The organism is Ferdinandcohnia sp. QZ13 (assembly GCF_031324165.1).
Classification (GTDB): domain Bacteria; phylum Bacillota; class Bacilli; order Bacillales; family Bacillaceae_L; genus Ferdinandcohnia.
In genome coordinates this window covers 2,212,425-2,233,929 of sequence record NZ_JAVIVW010000001.1, presented here as the reverse complement: position 1 = coordinate 2,233,929, position 21,505 = coordinate 2,212,425, and the positions used below count along the sequence as shown (strand labels likewise).

Here is a 21,505-nt window from a genome sequence, read left to right as displayed (position 1 = left end):
ATGTGCTAATATAGTAAAAAAACGAATTGTTTAAATTTTATAAAAATAGAAAGGGGTTACATACGTGAAAAAAGTAACGGTTTTTTCGATCCTGCTTGTTTTTCTGTTCTTAGCAGCCTGTGGAACGAGTGATACGAGTGGGACAGGCGGAGAAAAAGATGGAGAAGACGCAGGTAAAAAAACACTTAAGGTCATGACAGATGCGGCCTATGCTCCATTCGAGTTCATGGAGGGGGACAAAATTGTTGGTTTTGAGATCGATGTTCTAAAAGCTGTAGCTGAGGAAGCAGGTTACGAACTCGATATCAAACATACTGGTTGGGATCCCATTTTCGTTGAATTAAACAAAGGATCCTATGACATGGCAATATCATCCATTTCAATTACTGAAGACCGTGAAAAGGAATATCTATTTACGATACCCTTCTTCTTATCAACAAACAAAATCATGATTCCAGAAGATAGCGACATCAAAACGGCTGAAGATCTAAAGGGGAAAAAGGTAGCGGTTCAAGCTTCTACAACTGGTCATTTTGCGGTTGAAAAGGTATTAGGTGAAAAGCACCCTGATATTAAAGCTTTTGAAAATAATAACCTTGCCATCCTTGAGCTTGATAGCGGTGGTGCGGATGCGGTTGTAGCCGATAACGGTGTTATTGAATACTATGCCGCGCAAAACCCAGACAAAAACCTAAAGGTTGTTGGAGACAAAGATACGTTTGATGCGGAGTTTTATGGAATGATGTTCCCTAAGGGCAGTGACGACTTAAAAGCCGATTTTGATAAGGCAATTGAAGCAGTTATCGAAAGCGGAAAATACACAGAAATTTATAAAGAATGGTTTGGTACAGAGCCAGATTTAGAAGCTCTTAAGGCAGAACAAGAAGCGTCAAAATAAGGAGAACAAAATTGCGTAACGACACAACGTGTTACGCAATTTTTGACTTTATAATTTAATCATACAGGGGGACGCAGCATGGATTTTAAGTTTGATATTCTCATTGACTACCTTCCCTATTTTGGGCAAGGGACATTAGTGACCATTGGTTTATCGATTGCTGGTATTTTGCTTGGGACAATCCTAGGCTTATTTATTGGGCTTGGAAAAATGATTCGAAATAAATGGGTGGCGTTTCCATTTGTTTGTTATGTGACGTTCTTCCGAGGGACACCACTTCTCGTTCAAATCTTTTTAGTTCACTTCGGAGTTGTTCCATTATTTTTAGGAGGAACAAACGGAATTGTTGCAGGTGTGATTGCACTTACTTTAAATGCGTCCGCATACATAGCAGAAATTTTTAGAGCAGGCATTCAGTCCCTTGACCGTGGACAAATGGAAGCCGCACGATCTTTAGGTATGACACATGCGCAAGCCATGAGATACGTTATAATCCCGCAAGCCTTTAAGCGGATGATTCCTCCATTAGGAAATGAATTTGTGATTCTCATAAAAGACTCATCCCTTCTTTCAGTAGTAGCGACTCCAGAAATCATGCATTGGGGACGAATGATGATGGGACAGCATGCCCGCGTGTGGGAGCCATACTTAATGGCAGCTTTCATTTATTTAATTCTCACTCTTTCATTGACCATTCTATTAAACTATCTAGAAAAGAGGTTGAAAACTGAATGATAAAAATAAACAATATAAAGAAATCGTTTGGGAAAAATGAGGTGCTCAAAGGAATCTCGGTCGAAATCGAACCCCAGGAAGTTGTCGTAGTCATTGGACCTTCAGGTTCTGGAAAGTCAACCTTTTTACGCTGTATAAATTTATTAGAAACCATCAATGAAGGGCATGTCTATATTGAGGGAATCGATATCACGGATAAAAAGACAAACATCAACCAAATTAGAACGGACGTCGGAATGGTGTTTCAGCAGTTTAATCTTTTCCCTCATAAAACGGTGATGGAAAACATCATGCTTTCTCCGTTGAAGGTAAAAAAGGTCTCCAATGAAAAAGCATATAATAAAGGGATGGAACTTTTAAAAAAGGTAGGTCTTGCTGAAAAAGCAGATGCCTATCCAGACTCCTTGTCCGGCGGACAAAAACAGCGTGTGGCGATTGCAAGAGCACTTGCAATGGAGCCGAAAATTATGCTTTTTGATGAACCGACCTCTGCTCTTGATCCGGAAATGGTTGGAGAGGTTTTGGAGGTTATGAAGCAGTTGGCGCGAGAGGGAATGACCATGGTTGTCGTAACCCACGAAATGGGTTTTGCGCGTGAGGTTGGTGACCGTGTCCTCTTCATGGACGATGGCTATATCGTGGAGGAAAACAAACCAAAAGAACTGTTCGAAAATCCTCAGCATGTTCGTACAAAAGCATTTTTAAGTAAAATACTTTAACCCTGGCACACGGTGTGTCAGGTACTTCTTTGATAGGGAGGCTAAAAAATGGAAATGATTGAAAAAGCGATTGTGGTTGCAAGTAAGGCACATGATGGACAATATCGAAAGCTAACCAATATTCCATACATCACACATCCGCTTAGTGTCGGTTTGATTTTAATGAAAGTAAATGCACGTGAGGAACTGATAGCGGCTGGAATCCTACACGATACAGTGGAGGATACTGAGCTTACTTTAGAAGATATAAGAGACGATTTCGGTGACGAAGTTGCAACACTTGTGGAAGGTTGTTCAGAGCCCGATAAATCTCTACCGTGGGAAGCAAGAAAAGAGCATACTATATCATTCCTACGGACGGCTTCAGAAGACACTCGAACCGTCGTATGTGCTGATAAACTTCATAATATCCGGTCCATTATCCACGATTACGAAGAAAAGGGCGATCAAGTTTGGCAAAGATTTAGTCGCGGCAAGGAAAAACAAGAATGGTATTACCGAAACATCGTCGAGAGCCTAGGCCATGCCTCCATTTTTCCATTGATAGAAGAGCTAAAAAAAGAAGTCGATATATTGTTTGGTTAATGTCTCAAAGGGTGACTTTGGGGCTTTTTTATTGTTGACCAATGTGGTCATTTAGGAATATAATGGGATTGACCGAATTGGTCAATGTTAAGTGGAGGTTTTACTATGTATTCAAAGTTTTTCAACTTAGATCAAGAAAAACAGGAACGAATCTTAAATGCAGCCACAAAAGAGTTTGCCGAAAAAAACTATGTAAATGCATCCACAAATGAGATTGTGAAGCAAGCTGGTATTTCGAAGGGGCTGTTGTTTCATTACTTTAAAAATAAAAAAGAACTCTATTTGTTTTTATATGACTATTATTTAGAGGTAATGGTCAATGACTTATTTGCAAATATTGACCTAGATGAACCTGATATTTTTAACAAATACCGCAGCATAACATTGATTAAATTTGAACTAATGAAAAAACACCCAGAGATGTTCAACTTTGTTAGGCTTGCCTTTGAAGAAGATTCACCTGAAATCAAAATAGAACTAGAAAAAAGGAACAAGGATGTCCTAAAGAGTAGTTACACCAGGTTGGCTAATTCGATTGATGTTTCAAAATTTAAGGAAGGAATCGATGTTCAAAAAGCGATGAATATTATTTTTTGGTCACTTGAAGCCTTTGGGTACCAAAAGCAAGAGCAAACAAAGGCTATACCTTTAGACCAATTAAATAGTGAAGACCTGATTAAAGAAATGGACGAATATATCGAAATGCTAAAACTAGCATTTTACAAATAATGTTGGGAGTGGTCAGTAATGAATGTGATTGAACTTCAGAACCTAACAAAGATGTATGGAAAAGCTCGCGGTATCGAGGATATTAGCTTTCATGTTGAGGAAGGGGAGATTTTCGGATTTATCGGACCGAATGGCGCTGGTAAATCGACAACGATCCGCACCATGCTATCACTCATTTATCCAACAAGTGGGAGTGCTAAAATTTTTGGAAAGGATTCAATCCAATTCTCATCAGAAATTAAAAAGGAAATAGGCTATTTACCATCAGAAGTTTTTTACTATGACAATATGAAAGTGAAGGATTTGCTCAAGTATTCTGCCAGTTTTTATAAAAAAGATTGTACGAAGCGAATGAAAGAGCTGGCAGAGATCATGGAGCTCGACCTAAATCGTAAAATTGATGATTTATCTCTAGGAAACAAGAAAAAGGTAGGGATCGTTCAGGGGCTGCTACACGAACCAAAGCTTGTGATTCTTGATGAACCGACAAGTGGGCTTGACCCATTGATGCAACAGCGCTTTTTTGACTTGCTTGAGGAAGAAAATAAAAAAGGCGTGACGATTCTTTTCTCCTCTCATATTTTGAGTGAGGTTCAACGTCTATGCGATCGAGTGGCTATTATTAAAGAAGGAAAAATCATAACGGTTGAGAAGATAAGTACATTAAAAGATAACAATTTTAAGAGATTTACAGTTGAAACGGCACATCCAATAGATAAGAGCTATTTTTCCATTCTTGGTGTGAATAATTTAGAAGTGAATAACAAGGAAGTAAGCTTCCTGTTCAAGGGTGATATCAATACAGTGATGGAGAAAATCGCTAGAATCGAGATTACCAACTTATCTGTTACGGAGCCAGACCTCGAAGAGATCTTCATGCATTATTACGAGAAGGAGGCCTAAACCGTTATGAATGTCTTTTTTCATGAAGTAAGGGCCTATCGAAAAACGACCATCATTTGGACATTGTCACTAGTCGGGGTGATGGCATTGTTCATGTCCATGTTTCCGACGATTGCAAAGGACATTGAGGAGTATCAAAAGGTGTTAGATGGTTTTCCTGACGCAATGAAACAAGCATTAGGACTCCAGATGGAAACCTTTGGGTCTGTTCTTGGATTCTACTCCTATGTGTTTGTGTATATCAGTCTATGCGGGGCAATCCAAGCAATGAATTTTGGTACGGCAATCGTCTCGAAGGAAGTAAGAGAGAAGACAGCTGATTTCTTGCTAACAAAGCCAATTACTCGAAAAGCCATTTTAACAGCAAAAATGATAGCAGCATTCACATCCATTTTGTTTACAAGCCTTGTATTTATAGTTGCCGCATGGCTTGTGGTAGCTGTTGTTGCGACGGATGACTATAGCATAAAAGCATTTTTTCTAATTTCCCTATCCTTGTTATTATTGCAAGTTATTTTTCTAGGGATTGGAATTTTCCTGTCGGTATTCCTTCCTAAGATCAAATCGGTTCTCTCGGTTTCGTTAGGGACGGTTTTTGCATTTTTTATTATTGGCATGCTTAGTTCAACAGGTGGAGATGAGTTAAAACGGTATTTGTCTCCTTTTAAATACTTTGATTCCTCCTATATAATGGAGCACACAAGTTATGAGGGAGCGTTTTTATTAGCAGGACTAGGTATCGTGCTATTTGCAACCATTGCAAGCTTTTTCTACTATACGAAAAAGGATATTCATTCTGTTTGAGGGGGGAGGTTTTTACAATGAATGTATTCTTAAGGGAATTGAAGGCGTACCGTAAGTCCCTTATTATTTGGAGCGTTGGCATTGTCATGCTTATTTTGATGGGGAAGACGAAATACTCGAGCCTTTCTACTTCAGGTCAATCCTTGAATGAGTTAATTGAGTCGATGCCAAAAGCGTTGCAGGCGCTGATGGGGACTGGGACGCTAGATGTATCGACTCTGATTGGGTATTTTTCAATTTTATATGTATATTTGCTATTGATGGCCACTATCCACGGGGCAATGATGGGCTCGTCAATCATTGCAAAAGAAGAGAGAGACAAAACCTTTGAATTTCTATTTGTAAAACCAATTACTCGAACGAAGGTCATTTCGATGAAACTCACGGCCGGAATTTTTAACCTCGTCGTTTTTAATGTTGTTACAACTGTTGCGACGATCCTTATATTCGAAATGCATAATGAAATTGCGGACATATTCATGTTGATGGGTGGAATGTTCATTTTACAGGTTTTATTTTTAATGATTGGCTCTGCTCTAGCGTCAATTATTCGTAATACGCGGAGTGCAGCACCGATTGCAACGGGGATCTTACTGCTGACCTTTATTTTGTCGATTGTGATTGATTTAAGTGAGAAACTGGAAAACCTTTCATACATCGTGCCATTTAAGTATTTTGCTGCGAAAGATATGTTGACCGGGGATGGGTTTGAAGCAGTGTTTGTGATTATTTCCCTTAGCTTAATCGCCATTCTCACAATAGTTACGTTTGTTTTTTATAAAAAGAGAGATTTGAACGTTTAAAAAAGGAGCTTTTTTAAGCTCCTTTTACGCATCTTTATAAGTAAGATTGATCATCGGTACGCCTAAAAAGCGCTTAATAGCTAGGGCACACGCACCCATTTGTACGGCTTTCTTTCCAAAGGTTGAGACCGATAATTGGCGATAATGAATAATAGAAGAGTTTAGGTGTTCTTCTATTTGTTTGATGGAGTCCGGGAAAAGACGCAGGATTTCACCATCAAGAACAATTGTATCCGGGTTGTACATATTAATCATGTTATTTAAACCAATCGATAGGTAGAAGATAAATTGCTCAAGACGTTCACTGATGTCCTCGTCGCCTTCCTCAACTAGCCTTTGCAAATCATCGTATGAAAAAGAAGAAAGTTCTTTTTCAGCTTTTATAAGGTCAAGGAAGACAGATTCTGAAGCATATTGTTCCCAACAGCCTTCGTTGCCACAAGGACAAGGTCTCCCATGTGGGACGATAATCATATGACCGATTTCACCAGCGAAGCCATCATTTCCCCTGAAAAAATGATTGTCCACAATCATTCCAAGCCCAATTCCAGAATAAATCGTGGTACACAGAAGGCTGTTGGTTTCATGATGGTGAAAGACCCTTTCGGCAAAAGCAGACATATTTGCGTTATTTTCAATTTGAATGTTGAGGCTACACGCTTTTTCAAGGTCTGCCTTTAAATCGACGGACCGCCACTTGAAGCGAGGTACAAAATGAATTTTTTCATCCTTTCCTACAAGCCCATGAATGGCAATGACGACACCGATAATGCCGTAACGGTTATCATTGAACTCTTTATCCAATAAATTAATTTGTTCAATTAAAATTTGCAGAATGTAGTCATAGTCAAGACTAGTGCAATCCGTAGTTTTTTCAAAGATAGGCTTTCCAAGCAGGTCTGAAATGGTAAAGGAGATTTGTCCGTAATCCACATCAATTCCAAGCGCATAGCCTGCATTCGCGTTTAATGAAAGCATAATGGGCTTTCTCCCAACACTATTATGCTCAAGCTGCGTTTCGATAATTAAGTCTTCATCTAGTAAGTCAGCAACCTGTGCAGAGACTGTCGCCCTAGTAAGTGCTGTAGCTTTGGAAATGTCAGCCCTTGAGATCATACCTTCTTCGACTATTTTTTCTAGAATAAGCGAACGATTTATTTTTTTTATATATGCTGCATCTCCGGTAATCATACAAATCCCCCATTTGCAAGTAAGTACAACTAATTAACGTTCTTTAAAAGAAGATTTCATCATTAAGTTACACATAATTATAAGCAATATGTGTGTTTATTTTGATGACGCTTTCACAAGACAAAAGTTAGATTTGAATTAATTGTTTCTACTTAGATAATTGACGAATAAAGATAAGGGTGGTACATTATTAATGTTATAATTTGTTTAGTGAACGAATTAATTATACATCTTATTTTTAAGATTGAAAAGATTGGATTTTTTAGGTAGGGTATAACAATATAGAATTATTATTTTAATAGTTTAGGAGTGTGGTTAAATGAAGACAGCTTTAAATAACAAAGAACTAGATTTGTTAGCAATTAACACAATTCGTACGCTATCCATTGATGGTGTAGAGAAAGCAAATTCTGGACATCCAGGTATGCCAATGGGTGCTGCACCAATGGCTTACACTCTATGGGCAAAAGAAATGAATCACAACCCTGAGAATCCAAACTGGTTCAACCGTGATCGCTTTGTTTTATCAGCTGGACATGGTTCCATGCTTTTATATAGTTTATTACATTTATTTGGTTATGACGTAACAATGGAAGACTTAAAGAACTTCCGTCAATGGGGAAGCAGAACTCCAGGACATCCTGAGTTTGGACATACTCCTGGTGTTGAAGCAACTACCGGTCCACTAGGACAAGGTATTGCAATGGCTGTTGGTATGGCAATGGCTGAAAGACATCTAGCTGAAACATATAACAAAGACAATTATGAAATCGTTAACCACTTTACATATGCCATTTGTGGTGACGGTGACCTTATGGAAGGTGTTTCTGCAGAAGCAGCTTCACTTGCTGGTCATTTAAAATTAGGCCGTCTTGTCGTAATGTACGATTCTAACGACATTTCATTAGATGGTGATTTAAACCTTTCTTTCTCTGAAAGTGTTGAAGATCGTTTTAAAGCTTACGGATGGCAAGTAATCCGTGTTGAAAACGGAAATGATATGGATGAAATTCAAAAAGCTTTACAAGAAGCAAAAGCGGATTTAAACCGTCCAACGTTAATTGAAGTTAAAACAACAATTGGTTTCGGTTCTCCAAATAAAGGAGGAAAATCTGCATCACACGGTGCTCCACTGGGTAAAGATGAAGTTGCTTTAACGAAGGCAGCATACGGCTGGACTAATGAAGAGCCATTCTTCGTTCCAGAAGAAGTAAGAGAGCACTACAGCCAATTTGTAGAAGCTGGCAAACAAAAAGAAAGTGTATGGAATGAAGTATTTGCAGAATATAAAAAAGAATACCCTGAATTAGCGAAGCAATTTGAAAAGGCATTAAATGGCGAACTACCTGAAAACTGGGAAGCTTCACTTCCAAACTTCGAAGCTGGATCTTCAGTTGCAACTCGTGATGCTTCAGGTAAAGCATTAAATGCAGCTGCTACTGCGATTCCACAATTAATCGGTGGTTCAGCAGACTTAGCAGGTTCAAACAAAACGTTAATCACTTCTGAAAAGAACTATGCAATCGACAGCTTTGCTGCTCGTAACATCTGGTTCGGAGTAAGAGAATTTGCAATGGGTGCTGCACTCAACGGTATGGCACTTCATGGCGGAGTAAAAGTATTCGGAGCTACATTCTTCGTATTCTCTGATTACCTACGTCCAGCTATTCGTCTTGCAGCTCTCATGAAGCTACCTGTAACTTATGTATTTACACATGATTCAATTGCAGTTGGAGAAGACGGCCCAACACATGAGCCAGTTGAACAATTAGCTGCATTACGTGCAATGCCAGGTCTTTCAATCTTACGTCCAGCTGACGCAAAAGAAACTGCAGCAGCATGGCGCTTAGCGATTGAAAGTACTGACACACCTACAGCACTTGTATTAACTCGTCAAGGTTTACCAACTTTAGAGCTTGACGGGGAAGCTGTATATGAAGGTGTTAAAAAAGGTGCTTACGTTGTTTCTGAAGCAAATGGAGAAGTTGCGGGTCTATTACTTGCAACAGGTTCTGAAGTTTCATTAGCAATTGCAGCACAAAAAGAATTAGAAAAAGAAGGCATCTTCGTATCTGTAGTAAGTATGCCAAGCTGGGATCGCTTCGAAAAGCAGTCTGCTGAGTACAAAGAAAGTGTTCTTCCAAAATCTGTGAAGGCTCGTCTTGGTATCGAAATGGCTTCTCCACTTGGTTGGAAAGAATTCGTTGGCGACGAAGGTAAAGTTCTTGCTGTCAACACATTCGGAGCATCTGCACCAGCAGGCAAGCTTCTAGAAGAATACGGCTTTACAGTTGAGAACGTAGTTAAGAACTTTAAAGAGGTTCTTTAATATAGTAGTTTTTACTAATTGCATTTGACTCTCCTTTCGCGAATAGGTGAGTCAAATGTGCTTAAAATATCTGTGATACAATAAAGTTACTGGAGGGAAAAAGAAATGAAATTTTTTATCGATACAGCTAACCTAGATGATATTAAAAAAGCGTATAAAATGGGTGTACTATCTGGTGTCACAACAAACCCATCTCTTGTTGTAAAAGAAGGCGTTAAATTCGAAGACCGCATCGCTGAAATTCTTCAAGCTGTGCCAGAAGTAGAAAGCGTATCTGCAGAAGTATCTCCAAGCGCTGAAACTGCTGAAGACATGATTGCAGAAGCAGAAGAGCTTCTAAAAATCAACGGTGGCGACAAAAACATCACAATCAAAGTTCCAATGACTGTGGCTGGATTAGAAGCAACTCGTTACCTATCTAAAAAAGGCGTTAAAACAAACGTTACTCTCATTTTCACTATGAACCAAGCGTTATTAGCAGCTCGCGCTGGTGCAACATATGTATCTCCATTCTTAGGTCGTCTAGACGACATTTCTGAAGATGGCGTACAACTTGTAGCAAAAATTGCTGAGCTCTTCCGTGTTCACAACTTAGATGCTCAAATCATCGCTGCATCTGTAAGACACCCAGACCACGTTACTCGCGTAGCATTAGCTGGTGCTCACATCGCAACGATTCCATACTCTGTAATTGAGCAACTTACTAAGCACCCACTTACAGACCAAGGTTTAGAAAAGTTCGCAGCTGACTGGGTAAAAGCTGTTAAATAATTGGATTTGTTAAGTTTGGAAACCCCGATTCGCTATGGTTTGATGCGGATTGGGGTTTTTTGTGTTGATGAGGATTAAAGTTTTATGAAGCCAAAAATGCTGCTGATGATTTGGAGAAACGGTCATCATAGAGATGATGAAGACAAAAAAGCGACAGCAGGTTCATGGAACTGGTTATCATAGAGTGGATGAAGACGAAAAAGCGGCAGCAGATTCATGGAACTGGTTATCATAGAGTGGATGAAGACGAAAAAGCGGCAGTAGATTCGAGGAACTGGTTATCATAGAGTGGATGAAGACGAAAAAGCGGCAGCAGATTCATGGAACTGGTTATCATAGAGTGGATGAAGACGAAAAAGCGGCAGCTGTTTCGAGGAAATGGTTATCATAAGGTGGATGAAGACGAAAAAGCGGCAGCAGGTTCATGGAACTGGTTATCATAGAGCGGATGAAGACGAAAAAGCGACAGTAGATTCATGGAACTGGTTATCATAGAGTGGATGAAGACGAAAAAGCGGCAGCTGTTTCGAGGAACTGGTTATCATAGAGCTGATGAAGACAAAAAAGAGGTAGCAGGTTCATGGAACTGGTTATCATAGAGCGGATGAAGACAAAAAAGCGGCAGCAGATTCATGGAACTGGTTATCATAGAGCTGATGAAGACAAAAAAGAGGCAGCAGGTTCATGGAACTGGTTATCATAGAGTGGATGAAGACGAAAAAGCGGCAGTTGTTAAGAGGAACTGGTTATCATAGAGTGGATGAAGACAAAAAAGCGGCAGCGGATTCATGGAACTGGTTGTCATAGAGCGGATGAAGACAAAAAAGAGGCAGCAGGTTCATGGAACTGGTTATCATAGAGTGGATGAAGACGAAAAAGCGGCAGCTGTTACGAGGAACTGGTTATCATAGAGCGGATGAAGACAAAAAAGTGGCAGTAGATTCGAGGAACTGGTTATCATAAGGTGGATGAAGACGAAAAAGCGGTAGCAGATTCATAGAACTGGTTATCATGAGCTGATAAAGCTCAAAAAGCAGCTAACGAACCAGGAAAACGGACATCATCAAGTTGATGATGACCTAATCTATCTGTAGATTACTCGAAAAGCTCATAGTGTAAAAGGTGCCTTAACACGTGCCGGGCTAAATAAAAAAGCCATCACCAAATTTGATGATGGCTTAACCATTATTCTAAACGTATCCAGGGAAGTATATTTTTGTTTTATTCATAATAAGTCCATTGGCGCACACCAACACTTTTAAAATTGTTTGATAGTATTTTTTGAATTTTTCTTTTTGTGGGATTGCCATGACACCACTCAAAAACAACATTCGTCGTAATCTTTTGATCCGGAAAGAGTGTTGTAAATTCGTGAACGGTTCGTAATACTGCGTCAGCAACCAACTCATTATGCCCGCATTTTTCACATTTGCATTTTCGACCTTCAATAACGATGGAAAATGAATCGCACACTTTACAAGTTATTCCTTTTCGAAGCTGTTCGTATTGATAGCTAGGAACCTTAGAATAAGGAGACTTGGTGATATGTAAGGAAACTAACAGATCAGCAATCCTTTTCTGTTTTTCATTTACTTTTGAGGGAGTTGTATCTAATGCCCTCAAGTAATTATTGAGCTGCGTGGGAAATATGGCTTGTAAATTTAGGGGTGCTTGGTAAAGAGTAAAGGTAGGATTAATGAAAATGACTGAAGCCTCAATTGGTAGGGGACATCCGTGGTTACGAAGCAATTGGCTTAGTAAAGATTCACTCCGATTTAATTGAAGTAAGGGATTGTTTACTTCATGTTTAGGTTTCTTAAATAATTTTGTCGACTCATAATAGTAGTCACCTTCAAAATTTTTCACCTCATAAAAGTGAATTTTCTCACCAATAAAAATAGAGGTATCGATTTGAAATGTTGTATTATTCACCTCGAGTAACAAATCATTTAATATTAAACAGTGACATCGAAGTTTTTCCGTCAACGAGTCGAATAATAGTTCACCTTCATAACCTTTTTTTAGATTTACATAATACTGCTTGTCCTTGCTAGATAATTCGGTTCGCTTGTTTAGAATTTCAAAAACAACTAATTCCTGGGGCTTCGTGCGGTGTTTATATACCATAGTCCACATCCTTTTCGTGTATTTAAGTTCATTATATTCAAAAAAGTAGTAGATTCAAAGGGGACTGTAAAACAAGCACCAAAAAAGGCCTGCATCAAAGTGCAAACCTAATTTATTTCGGCACGATAAGCTCTAACCTTGTGCCTTTTCCAACCACAGACTCCAACGTAATGCTTCCGCCGATGCCACGCGCGCGTTCTTCCATACTAAACAAACCGACACCGTTTCCTTTTTCATCGGTAGTAAAACCCTGGCCGTTGTCTATTACTTCTACAACAACGTCAGTCTCGCCTTCATGAATCTTTACACCTGCATCCGACACATTTGCGTATTTCGCGATATTCGTTAAAGCCTCTTGGACAACACGATAAATCGTTGTTTCCTTATGAATATCTAGACGCGATTTTAGTGTACATTCAAAATCAACATGGATACCATAATGCTGAGAATAGTTTTCTACATATTTTCGTAAAGCAGGCACAACACCTAAATCGTCTAGAACAGATGGGCGAAGTTCCCAGGCTAGGCTACGAATATCCTCCATCATAAAAGAAACATCCTGCCGTAAATGTGCGAGACGCTCATCTGGTTTTTCACTAAGCAGTTGGTCGAGCTGAATCAACAATGAAAACATACTTTGCCCAATTCCATCATGGAGTTCTCGAGAAAACCGTTTCCGTTCTTCTTCTTGGATACTGATTACCCGCGTCATCATATTTTTTAACTCTTCTTGGGTTTCTTTTAAAGCGGTGACCTCGTGACGAACAGCTAAATATTGATTAGGGCGTCCATTTTCAGATAAAATGGGAACAATTGTCGTATCGACCCAATAATAGGAGCCGTCCTTCGCTTTGTTCTTAATTTCACCCTTCCAGACATGACCAGATCCAATCGTACGCCACATTTCCTTCCAAAATTCCTTGTCATGGTGACCGGAATTAATGATTCGGTGATCCTGTCCTATTAACTCTGCCTTTGAATACTTCGAGATTTCACAAAACTTATTATTAATATATTGAATTTTTCCTTGTCGATCCGTGATTGCTACTATTGAGGATTCGTCCAGTGCAAATGTTAAATCTGCAAGGTGCCGCAATGATTTTTCAACGTCCTCACGATAATTTGAATCCTCAATATGCTTTTCTAATTCAGCAAGGAGCCTAATGACGTTGGGACCACCAATTTCTGATTGATGTTGGAGTCGATCAATTTTACTCAAAATGTAGCAATCCTTTCTTCATTGCATATTTCACAAGTTCAGGTCTCGTTTTCAAACCTAGCTTTTCCATTAAATTACTTTTGTGGGATTCAACGGTCTTTACACTAATCACAAGATGCTCTGCAATTTCTTTATTCGAATATCCCTTGGCAATCCATTCAAGTACTTCTTTTTCACGCTCAGACAAGATAGCAAATGAATCCGCATTGTCCCCGTTTTTGACACGATCTAAATAGCCGCTCATTAACACCTTTGTTGCGGAAGGTGTTAAGTAGGCATTGCCTGAGGAAACAGACTCAATTGCCCCGAGCAAATCTTCATGTGGCGCATTTTTTAAAATATAACCAGATGCTCCGGCGTGAATCGCTCTAAATAAGTATTCCTCATCATCGTGCATCGTTAAAATCAATATTGCTATATGTGGCATTAGCTCATGAAGTTCTTGTGTTGCAGTTAATCCGTCTTTTCCGTGAGGCATGCTTAAGTCCATGAGTATCACATCAGGGTTTAATTCCTTTGCTTTTTGAATGGCCTCGTCCCCTTCAGATGCTTCCCCAATGACTTCTATATTATTTTTACCGTTCAACAGCATCATTAGACCTGAACGGACAACAGCATGGTCGTCAACAATCAGTAGTTTAACCACAATAATCCTCCCCATTTCACAATATTCTTATTATACCACGTTAGCGAACCATTTTTTAGTTCAAGAAATTGTTACAAATAAGGGATTTTTCTTTCAAAGATAGGGAGGTTCCCTGATATGTTTTAAATCACAGTTCTTCTACAATGAGTATATGTTAACTTTATTCAGCAGAGATTTCCTACAGTGGTGGGCTAAATGAAATAAAAGCAAATAATTCAGAAGATGTTCAAACCATGACTGAATAAAGTTAAAGCCTCCGGCGGATGCCACAGATTTTTTAATGAAGCTTTTCGAGCATAGGATCAAAGACTAAGAGCGCTACGTCCTGTGGCACCGTCTTTGTGACCCACCTCATGTGGGCCTAAAAAATCTGGGCGCAAATATGCCAAGGCGCATTTGATTCGAATTGAGGAGGAGTTCATATGCAGGCAAGAACTGCTGCCGTGCAAAAGAAGCAGTCACCGGCTTATAATAATGCTTTTGCTTCAAAGTTTGCCAAGTCCATGTTTTTATCGATTGTAGGGCTGGCCATTTTATCTTTTATCGGAACAAGAATGTTTACACATGTTGATTTAAATCTTTATGGCTATATGGTTGGAACGATTGTTTTTATTGGTGGATTCTTTTATCGCTTCATTGCGTGGGGGGAAAGACCACCTACGAAGATCATCATTAAAAAAGGCGTAAAACTTTTATTTCGAAAATCAACTCCTAAAACATCAGTTGAACATTTAGGTACATACAATTTCATCTGGAATAGGGGAATTTACCGATGGACTCAGCACATTTTAATTGGTTGGGGTTGTATCCTTTCTTGTTTGGTTACATTTCCACTAGTCTTCGGTTGGATGTACTTCACAATGGACGACAACGGTTATTACAACATTATCGCAATGGGGATGCAAATCATGACGGTACCTGCAGATGGTATCATCGCAAACCTTTCCTATAATGCGTTAAATATTACGGCTGTAATGGTAATCTCCGGGGTTTGCATGGCGCTTTACCGTCGTGTGAAAAACTTTCAAGCAAAAGCCGAACAAAAATTCATCTATGACTTGATGCCACTTTATATGCTTTTGTTCGTGAGTATTACCGGTTTACTTTTAACGTACATGAACATTTTCTTGCATGGAACAGGGCAGCCTGTGATGTCCATGATTCACCAATGGTCGGTGATTATGACTTTGATCTACTTACCATTTGGAAAACTTGCTCATATTCCATTCCGTCCAATGAGTGTGTTGGCAAGGAACTATCGTGAGCATTATGCCGAAAAAGAAACGAAACAATGTAAGGTTTGTGGATCTGGATTTGTTTCAGTTGAACAATCACAAGATGTCATCAATGTACTTGATGTGAACGATATTCATTTTAAAACAAAAGAAGGTCACCATTTAGCTGAAATGTGCCTTCCATGTCGTAGAAAATACCGGATTGCACAATTTTCCGGCTTCCCGACCCACGAGGTAAAAGTTAAGGAGGCAAATCAGAATGCAAAGGGATAAATTTTTTAAAGAGATCGAGAACGTCATTCATCCAAATGAGAAATTAATTAAAACACATTGTAGCTATTGCGGCATGCAGTGTGGAATGAACCTGAGAGTCAATACAACTACAAATAAAATTGTGGGAGTGGAACCGCGTTATGACTGGCCAGTAACCGTTGGAAAAATGTGTCCGAAAGGAGTTACGGCATACCAGCAAACTAATCATAAGGACCGCATCTTAAAGCCACTCATTCGTGATGATGCCTCATTAAAAGGGACAAAGAAAGGCTTTCGTGAGGCAAGCTGGGAAGAGGCATACGATTTAATCGTCAAAAATTTCACGAAGCTGCGAGAGGAATATGGGAAGGACTCATTATCCGTCTTCAGTGGCGTATCCATGACGAATGAAAAATGTTATTTGACAGGGAAGTTTGCACGTGTAGCACTCGGTACTCGCTACATTGACTACAACGGACGCTTCTGTATGTCGAGTGCAGCCGGTGGATTTCTTCGTTCCTTTGGGGTTGACCGAGGATCCACACTTCCATGGACTGACATTCATGAAACTGATTGTTTATTTATTGCCGGAAGTAACACAGCAGAGTGCCATCCGACTTCCATGTTCCGCGTTTGGAACGTCCAGGAAAGAGGAGGCTACATCATTGTTGCTGATCCGCGTGAAACACCTTTAGCAAGGAGAGCGGATGTACATCTTGATCTAAAACCAGGAACAGATTTAGCGTTAGCAAACGGAATTTTACATTTACTGATTGAAAATGGGTATACGGATGAAGAATTTATCGCCAATCACACGAATGGCTTTGAAGAGACGAAGGAACTTGTGAAGGAGTTCACACCTGAATATACGAGTCAACTCACTGGAGTGGCTCCTGAAAAAATCATCCGTGCTGCAGAAGTATACGGAAAAGCACCTAACGCCGTCGTTATGTTTGCTCGTGGAATTGAGCAACAGCATAAAGGTGTAGATAATGTATCGGGTTATACAAATATGGCCTTAGTCACTGGTAAAATCGGTCGACCAAAATCAGGTGTTGCGACATTCACTGGTCAAGGAAATGGGCAAGGTGGACGTGAGCATGGTCAAAAATCGGATCTATTACCAGGTTACCGCAAACTAACAAACCCACAACACGTAAAAGAAGTTTGCCAAGTGTGGGGAATTACACCGGAAGAAATGCCACAACCAGGTGTTTCTGCCTATGAAATGTTTGAATTAATGGAGCAAAAAACGATTCGCGGATTATATCTTCTTTGCTCAAATCCAGCAGTCTCTGCACCAAACTTAAACTTTGTGAGAAAAGCACTTAAAACACTAGACTTCATGGTGTGTGCGGACTTTTACCTATCAGAGTCAGCAGAATTTGCTGATGTTATACTTCCATCTGTAACATGGTCTGAAGATGAGGGGACTGTTACAAATATCGAAGGGCGAATCATCAAAATCAATAAAGCCCAAGAACCACTCGGTGAATCAAAGCCTGATTGGCAAATGCAAGTTGAGCTTGCTGAACGTCTTGGAAGAGGAAAGTATTTTTCACACTTAAAAACAGCTAGAGATGTTGCAGATGAATTCCGCCTTGCAAGTAAGGGTGGATATGCCGATTACTACGGGGCAACATGGGATAAAATCGATAAGCAAGACGGGGTATTCTGGCCTTGTCGTGATGAAGAAGACAAGGGAACACCACATATGTTCCTCGATAAAAAATTCTATCATCCAGATGGAAAGGCTAAGATATGTGCATTACCATACCGTCCACCAGCTGAAGAACCGGATGAGAAATATCCGCTTCGCCTAACAACAGGACGTGTTGTATACCACTATCTATCCGGAAATCAAACCAGAAGGATTCCATTCCTACACGATATGTGTCCGGAGCCATATGTTGAGGTTCATCCAGAAACAGCAGCAAAATACGATATTCAGCATGAAGAACGAGTTCGCCTTTTTACAAGAAGGGGCGAAAGTATCTATAAAGTAAAAATCACAGAAGCCATCCGAAAAGATACCGTGTTTGTTCCATATCATTTCGGTCACGAGGAATCTATTAATCTACTGACAATTGCAGCGCTTGATCCGATCTCAAGAATGCCTGAATTCAAGGCATGTGCTGCCCAGATTGAAAAACTAGTTGTAAAGAAGGTGCAGTAAATGCAAAAGAGGCTTTATTTAGAACTTGAAAACTGTATCGGGTGCCGCTCTTGTCTAGCGGCTTGTACACAATGTGGAGGGCATGAACAACGTAATAGAAACTATGTGTATGACGTCAACCCACTTGTGAATAGGCAAACCATGCCTCTTATGTGCCTTCACTGTGTAAACCCAGCATGTGCAAGAAGCTGTCCTGCACAAGCGATTCAAATTCATGAGTCAGGTGCGGTACTATCTGCGCTTGTTGAAAAATGCATTGGCTGTCAAAACTGTACAATTGCTTGTCCATATGGAATTCCAAAATTCGATGAAGAGCAAAACCTAATGTACAAATGCGACCTTTGTATCGATCGATCAAAGGATGGAATTCCACCAATGTGTGCAAGTGTTTGTCCATCAAATACGATTCAATGGCTGACAGATGAAGAAATTGAAGCGAAAAAACAGAAACATAACCTCGACAACGAAAAATGGGTTACAAGCATGCCACTTGAAGGCGAAACAAACGTCAAGATTAGTTTACCTGGAATTTTACAGGGCATTGAGAAGTTATTTTAGATACATCGGCTAAGGAGTGATGGAAATGCCGTCTGATAAAAATAATAAGATCCCTTTTAATGAGGATAATTACACACATAATATTAATCGCAATAATGAACGAAGCCTTGACCGCCGTGGCTTCATGAAGACATTGGTTGGCGCTGCTGGAGTGTTTGCGATTTCGTCTTTGCCATGGGGGGCTGTGGCTGCAAAGGAATTAATGGGACTTGGGGATAAAGAATACGCTCATAAAAAAATTATCGAAGTAAGTAAGCTAGCGGTAGGGGATTCAACGAATTTTACCTTCCCTGGTGACCATGATGATGCAATTTTAATTAGGCTTTCAGACAACAAATATGTAGCTTATCAAAATGCCTGTACCCATCTTCGCTGCCCAGTATTTTGGGTGAAGGAGGAAGGGCAAATGGTATGTCCTTGTCACCACGGATTTTTTGATGCAGAAACGGGTGCACCAACTGCAGGCCCACCGCGACGTCCATTGCCTGAAATTCAAGTGAAGGTGGAGAACGGCGCAGTTTATGCAGTGAGGGTGAAACGTTATGAAGCGTAGTTATCAAGGTGTCCTTATCCTTTCTGTCATCCTGTTTTTGAATGTTATTTTTACACAAAAAATGGTACACCAATATTTTTATGAAAACTATGTAAATACGCTCATCTTTTGCGGCCTAAACATCGTGTTGTTTCCGGTCGCATGGGTTGTCTATAAAAAGTTGAAAAAGGCGTGACAAACATGAACAGCGAAACCTATCTTGATTTTTGTTTTATTAGAGAGGCAACCGGAAATTTTACGGATGAAATCAATGAACTCTTAACAAATCTATTTAAGGGTATACGGTTGAATTGGTATTTGGAAGAAAAGACGGAAGAAGGCATTGAAATTGTGATTGCTGAGGTAAAGGGTATGAGTAGATGGCAATCAGAGGATGAAGTGGTCGATTACATCGAAACACATGCCGAGGAAGGTTTTTGGTCTTATCTTCAAGGCTATAAAATGTTTATCTATCCTGCAAAGAGAGGGTGCAGCAGCTGTGGAGTTAACTGAAATCAAAAGTTTGGAATCATTTATTTCGGAAAATGTGGAAGTCTCCATTTTGGATGAAGACGGGGATGATAAAGCCCCATTTGTGAAAAAGGAAATTATTAAAGCAGAGCTATGTCCTGATGGAACCCATCTTCGAATTTACTTTGACCGACTTCAATTTTTTGCTGTGCCGTTAACAGCAGAGGTAGCCATAAGCGACGACATATGGTCAGCCTTTGATCCGCAAGCGGGATTAACCTATGTCGTAAAAAAAAGGAAGTGGTCATAGTGGTTAAAAAAATTCAACTTCCCTTACAAACATTAAACCTTATCGTTGGTTTTATGATCTGGGTACTTATTTCATCCCTTTTACCATTTATGAAAGAGGATATTGCAATCCCAGCAAATCAATTAGCGTTGGTCACTGCAGTACCTGTCATCCTTGGATCAATTCTGCGAGTTCCGCTTGGATATTACGCCAACCAATTTGGTGCAAGGAAGATCTTTTTACTTAGTTTTGTCTTATTATTGTTTCCAGTTTACTATATTAGTATAGCTAATTCAGTGGCGGATCTTTTAGTTGGGGGACTTTTCCTTGGGATCGGGGGAGCGGTGTTCTCAGTAGGTGTAACATCATTACCAAAATATTATCCAAAGGAAAAACACGGATTTGTTAATGGAATCTATGGTGCAGGGAACCTTGGAACGGCAATTTCCACGTTCGCAGCACCTGTAATTGCGACCAAAATTGGTTGGTCATTAACTGTTCAGCTCTATTTAATTATTCTAGCAATCTTTATTTTGGCAAACTTTTTATTAGGAGATAAAAAGGAAGTTAAGGTGCAAACCCCATTGATGGAACAAATCAAGGGTGTCTATAAGAATGAAAAACTATGGCTTCTAAGCTTATTCTATTTTCTTACATTCGGGTCTTTCGTGGCTTTTACCGTATATTTGCCAAACTTCTTAGTGGAGAATTTCAGTTTAGATAAGATCGATGCGGGTCTAAGAACAGCGGGTTTTATCGTGCTTGCGACTATCATGCGACCAATCGGTGGTTGGCTAGCTGACCGTTTTCATTCTCTAAAGCTATTAATGTTTGTGTTCGGATGCTATACCGTATCTGCGATGATTTTATCGTTTGCACCATCAATCGGATGGTACACAGTCGGATGCTTAACGATTGCTTTCTGTGCGGGAATCGGTAATGGAGTTATTTTTAAATTAGTGCCGATGTATTTCCAAAAGCAAGCGGGGATTGTGAATGGGATTGTTTCTGCAATCGGTGGACTAGGAGGATTTTTTCCACCTATTCTCTTAGGAATCCTCTATCATGTAAACGGACATTACGCAATTGGATTTATGGCCTTATCTGAGGTAGCATTAGCAAGCTTAATTCTTGTGGTATGGATGTATTATAATGGAAGAATGGAGCTAGCGAAACAGGTCATCGACCATACGGCTGAAGGAATTATGGTTACCGATTCACACGGGAAAATAATTTCTGTAAGTCCAGCTTTCACTACAATTACAGGTTTTTCTGAAGATGAAATTATTGGGAAGACGCCAAACATCTTAAAATCTGGCAAACAGACAAAGGAATTTTATCAGGAGCTCTGGAAGAAGATTGAAACAGAAGGCTTCTGGCAAGGACAGATTTGGAATAAACGCAAGGACGGATCGAATTATTTACAATGGTTAACAATCAGCGCGATTAAAAATGACTCCGGGGATATTGTACAATACGCGGGTATGCTTAGTGATATGACCGGAAAACGAATTAAAGAAGGCTAAAAAAAAT

The 21,505-nt window shown here is 39.7% G+C and carries 25 protein-coding genes; 21 read left to right on the top strand and 4 right to left on the bottom strand.

Translation table 11 applies throughout. The annotated features are described in order from the left end of the window. The first annotated feature begins 64 nt into the window (after positions 1-64). The 8 genes from RGU12_RS10875 (at position 65) to RGU12_RS10840 (ending at position 6,176) form a co-directional block, all read left to right on the top strand. The gene (locus RGU12_RS10875; protein WP_309536104.1) at positions 65-898 is read left to right on the top strand and encodes a basic amino acid ABC transporter substrate-binding protein; all 834 of its coding nucleotides are present in this window, start codon (positions 65-67) and stop codon (positions 896-898) included. A gap of 78 nt (positions 899-976) precedes the next feature. After that, positions 977-1,633 carry an amino acid ABC transporter permease gene (locus RGU12_RS10870; RefSeq protein WP_116353500.1) on the top strand — a complete coding sequence of 219 codons (657 nt, stop codon included), beginning with the start codon at positions 977-979 and terminating at the stop codon, positions 1,631-1,633. Next, positions 1,630-2,352, top strand: a complete 723-nt coding sequence (locus tag RGU12_RS10865; protein WP_309536103.1) for an amino acid ABC transporter ATP-binding protein — start codon at positions 1,630-1,632, stop codon at positions 2,350-2,352. Before RGU12_RS10870 ends, RGU12_RS10865 begins: the two co-directional genes overlap by 4 nt. Positions 2,353-2,400: 48 nt before the next feature. Continuing rightward, positions 2,401-2,937: an HD domain-containing protein gene (locus tag RGU12_RS10860; protein WP_309536102.1), complete on the top strand. Its 537-nt coding sequence runs from the start codon at positions 2,401-2,403 to the stop codon at positions 2,935-2,937. A gap of 105 nt (positions 2,938-3,042) precedes the next feature. Then, the gene (locus tag RGU12_RS10855) at positions 3,043-3,666 is read left to right on the top strand and encodes a TetR/AcrR family transcriptional regulator (protein WP_309536101.1); all 624 of its coding nucleotides are present in this window, start codon (positions 3,043-3,045) and stop codon (positions 3,664-3,666) included. A gap of 18 nt (positions 3,667-3,684) precedes the next feature. Next, positions 3,685-4,569: an ABC transporter ATP-binding protein gene (locus RGU12_RS10850; RefSeq protein WP_309536100.1), complete on the top strand. Its 885-nt coding sequence runs from the start codon at positions 3,685-3,687 to the stop codon at positions 4,567-4,569. A gap of 6 nt (positions 4,570-4,575) precedes the next feature. Continuing rightward, positions 4,576-5,373, top strand: coding sequence for an ABC transporter permease subunit (locus RGU12_RS10845; RefSeq protein ID WP_309536099.1), 798 nt, complete (start codon positions 4,576-4,578; stop codon positions 5,371-5,373). Between the two features lie 17 nt (positions 5,374-5,390). Further along, positions 5,391-6,176 (top strand): ABC transporter permease subunit, encoded by a 786-nt coding sequence (locus RGU12_RS10840; protein WP_309536098.1) that lies wholly within the window; start codon positions 5,391-5,393, stop codon positions 6,174-6,176. 24 nt (positions 6,177-6,200) lie between these two features. Here RGU12_RS10840 and RGU12_RS10835 read toward each other — a convergent pair whose 3' ends face one another. Next, a complete protein-coding gene (locus RGU12_RS10835; RefSeq protein ID WP_309536097.1) occupies positions 6,201-7,367 on the bottom strand; it encodes an ROK family protein in 1,167 nt (388 codons plus the stop codon). Positions 7,368-7,686: 319 nt separating this feature from the next. On the opposite strand from RGU12_RS10835, the gene tkt reads away from it, so the two are divergent. The 5 genes from tkt (at position 7,687) to RGU12_RS10810 (ending at position 11,430) form a co-directional block, all read left to right on the top strand. Beyond that, the gene (tkt, locus tag RGU12_RS10830) at positions 7,687-9,696 is read left to right on the top strand and encodes a transketolase (RefSeq protein ID WP_309536096.1); all 2,010 of its coding nucleotides are present in this window, start codon (positions 7,687-7,689) and stop codon (positions 9,694-9,696) included. Between the two features lie 105 nt (positions 9,697-9,801). Further along, complete coding sequence (gene fsa, locus RGU12_RS10825) at positions 9,802-10,467, top strand: fructose-6-phosphate aldolase (RefSeq protein WP_116353508.1); 666 nt, start codon at positions 9,802-9,804, stop codon at positions 10,465-10,467. Positions 10,468-11,047: 580 nt separating this feature from the next. After that, the gene (locus tag RGU12_RS10820) at positions 11,048-11,170 is read left to right on the top strand and encodes a hypothetical protein (RefSeq protein ID WP_309536095.1); all 123 of its coding nucleotides are present in this window, start codon (positions 11,048-11,050) and stop codon (positions 11,168-11,170) included. Continuing rightward, complete coding sequence (locus RGU12_RS10815) at positions 11,152-11,274, top strand: hypothetical protein (RefSeq protein WP_309536094.1); 123 nt, start codon at positions 11,152-11,154, stop codon at positions 11,272-11,274. The genes RGU12_RS10820 and RGU12_RS10815 overlap by 19 nt, the downstream gene beginning before the upstream one ends. Positions 11,275-11,307: 33 nt before the next feature. Next, entirely contained in the window at positions 11,308-11,430 is a 123-nt protein-coding gene (locus RGU12_RS10810) for a hypothetical protein (protein ID WP_309536093.1), read from the top strand. A gap of 258 nt (positions 11,431-11,688) precedes the next feature. On the opposite strand, the gene RGU12_RS10805 is transcribed toward RGU12_RS10810, so the two are convergent. The 3 genes from RGU12_RS10805 to RGU12_RS10795 form a co-directional block, all read right to left on the bottom strand. Continuing rightward, positions 11,689-12,594: a nuclease-related domain-containing protein gene (locus tag RGU12_RS10805; RefSeq protein WP_309536092.1), complete on the bottom strand. Its 906-nt coding sequence runs from the start codon at positions 12,592-12,594 to the stop codon at positions 11,689-11,691. A 112-nt stretch (positions 12,595-12,706) separates the two neighbouring features. Further along, on the bottom strand, positions 12,707-13,813 hold the full coding sequence (locus RGU12_RS10800; protein ID WP_309536091.1) for a PAS domain-containing sensor histidine kinase: 1,107 nt from the start codon (positions 13,811-13,813) through the stop codon (positions 12,707-12,709). Then, on the bottom strand, positions 13,806-14,474 hold the full coding sequence (locus RGU12_RS10795) for a response regulator (protein ID WP_396232326.1): 669 nt from the start codon (positions 14,472-14,474) through the stop codon (positions 13,806-13,808). Before RGU12_RS10795 ends, RGU12_RS10800 begins: the two co-directional genes overlap by 8 nt. Before the next feature lie 407 nt (positions 14,475-14,881). On the opposite strand from RGU12_RS10795, the gene RGU12_RS10790 reads away from it, so the two are divergent. The 8 genes from RGU12_RS10790 to RGU12_RS10755 are packed head-to-tail and all read left to right on the top strand — an operon-like array spanning position 14,882 to position 21,498. After that, entirely contained in the window at positions 14,882-15,967 is a 1,086-nt protein-coding gene (locus RGU12_RS10790) for a hypothetical protein (RefSeq protein ID WP_309536089.1), read from the top strand. Then, positions 15,954-18,122 (top strand): molybdopterin oxidoreductase family protein, encoded by a 2,169-nt coding sequence (locus tag RGU12_RS10785; RefSeq protein ID WP_309536088.1) that lies wholly within the window; start codon positions 15,954-15,956, stop codon positions 18,120-18,122. Before RGU12_RS10790 ends, RGU12_RS10785 begins: the two co-directional genes overlap by 14 nt. Then, positions 18,123-18,680 carry a 4Fe-4S dicluster domain-containing protein gene (locus tag RGU12_RS10780; protein WP_309536087.1) on the top strand — a complete coding sequence of 186 codons (558 nt, stop codon included), beginning with the start codon at positions 18,123-18,125 and terminating at the stop codon, positions 18,678-18,680. A gap of 25 nt (positions 18,681-18,705) precedes the next feature. Beyond that, positions 18,706-19,233: a Rieske (2Fe-2S) protein gene (locus RGU12_RS10775; RefSeq protein WP_309536086.1), complete on the top strand. Its 528-nt coding sequence runs from the start codon at positions 18,706-18,708 to the stop codon at positions 19,231-19,233. Further along, entirely contained in the window at positions 19,223-19,408 is a 186-nt protein-coding gene (locus tag RGU12_RS10770; protein ID WP_309536085.1) for a hypothetical protein, read from the top strand. The genes RGU12_RS10775 and RGU12_RS10770 overlap by 11 nt, the downstream gene beginning before the upstream one ends. A gap of 5 nt (positions 19,409-19,413) precedes the next feature. Further along, positions 19,414-19,725, top strand: a complete 312-nt coding sequence (locus RGU12_RS10765; protein WP_309536084.1) for a hypothetical protein — start codon at positions 19,414-19,416, stop codon at positions 19,723-19,725. After that, positions 19,712-19,993, top strand: a complete 282-nt coding sequence (locus RGU12_RS10760) for a hypothetical protein (RefSeq protein ID WP_309536083.1) — start codon at positions 19,712-19,714, stop codon at positions 19,991-19,993. The genes RGU12_RS10765 and RGU12_RS10760 overlap by 14 nt, the downstream gene beginning before the upstream one ends. Beyond that, positions 19,993-21,498: a nitrate/nitrite transporter gene (locus tag RGU12_RS10755; protein ID WP_309536082.1), complete on the top strand. Its 1,506-nt coding sequence runs from the start codon at positions 19,993-19,995 to the stop codon at positions 21,496-21,498. The genes RGU12_RS10760 and RGU12_RS10755 overlap by 1 nt, the downstream gene beginning before the upstream one ends. The last annotated feature ends 7 nt before the right edge of the window (positions 21,499-21,505 follow it).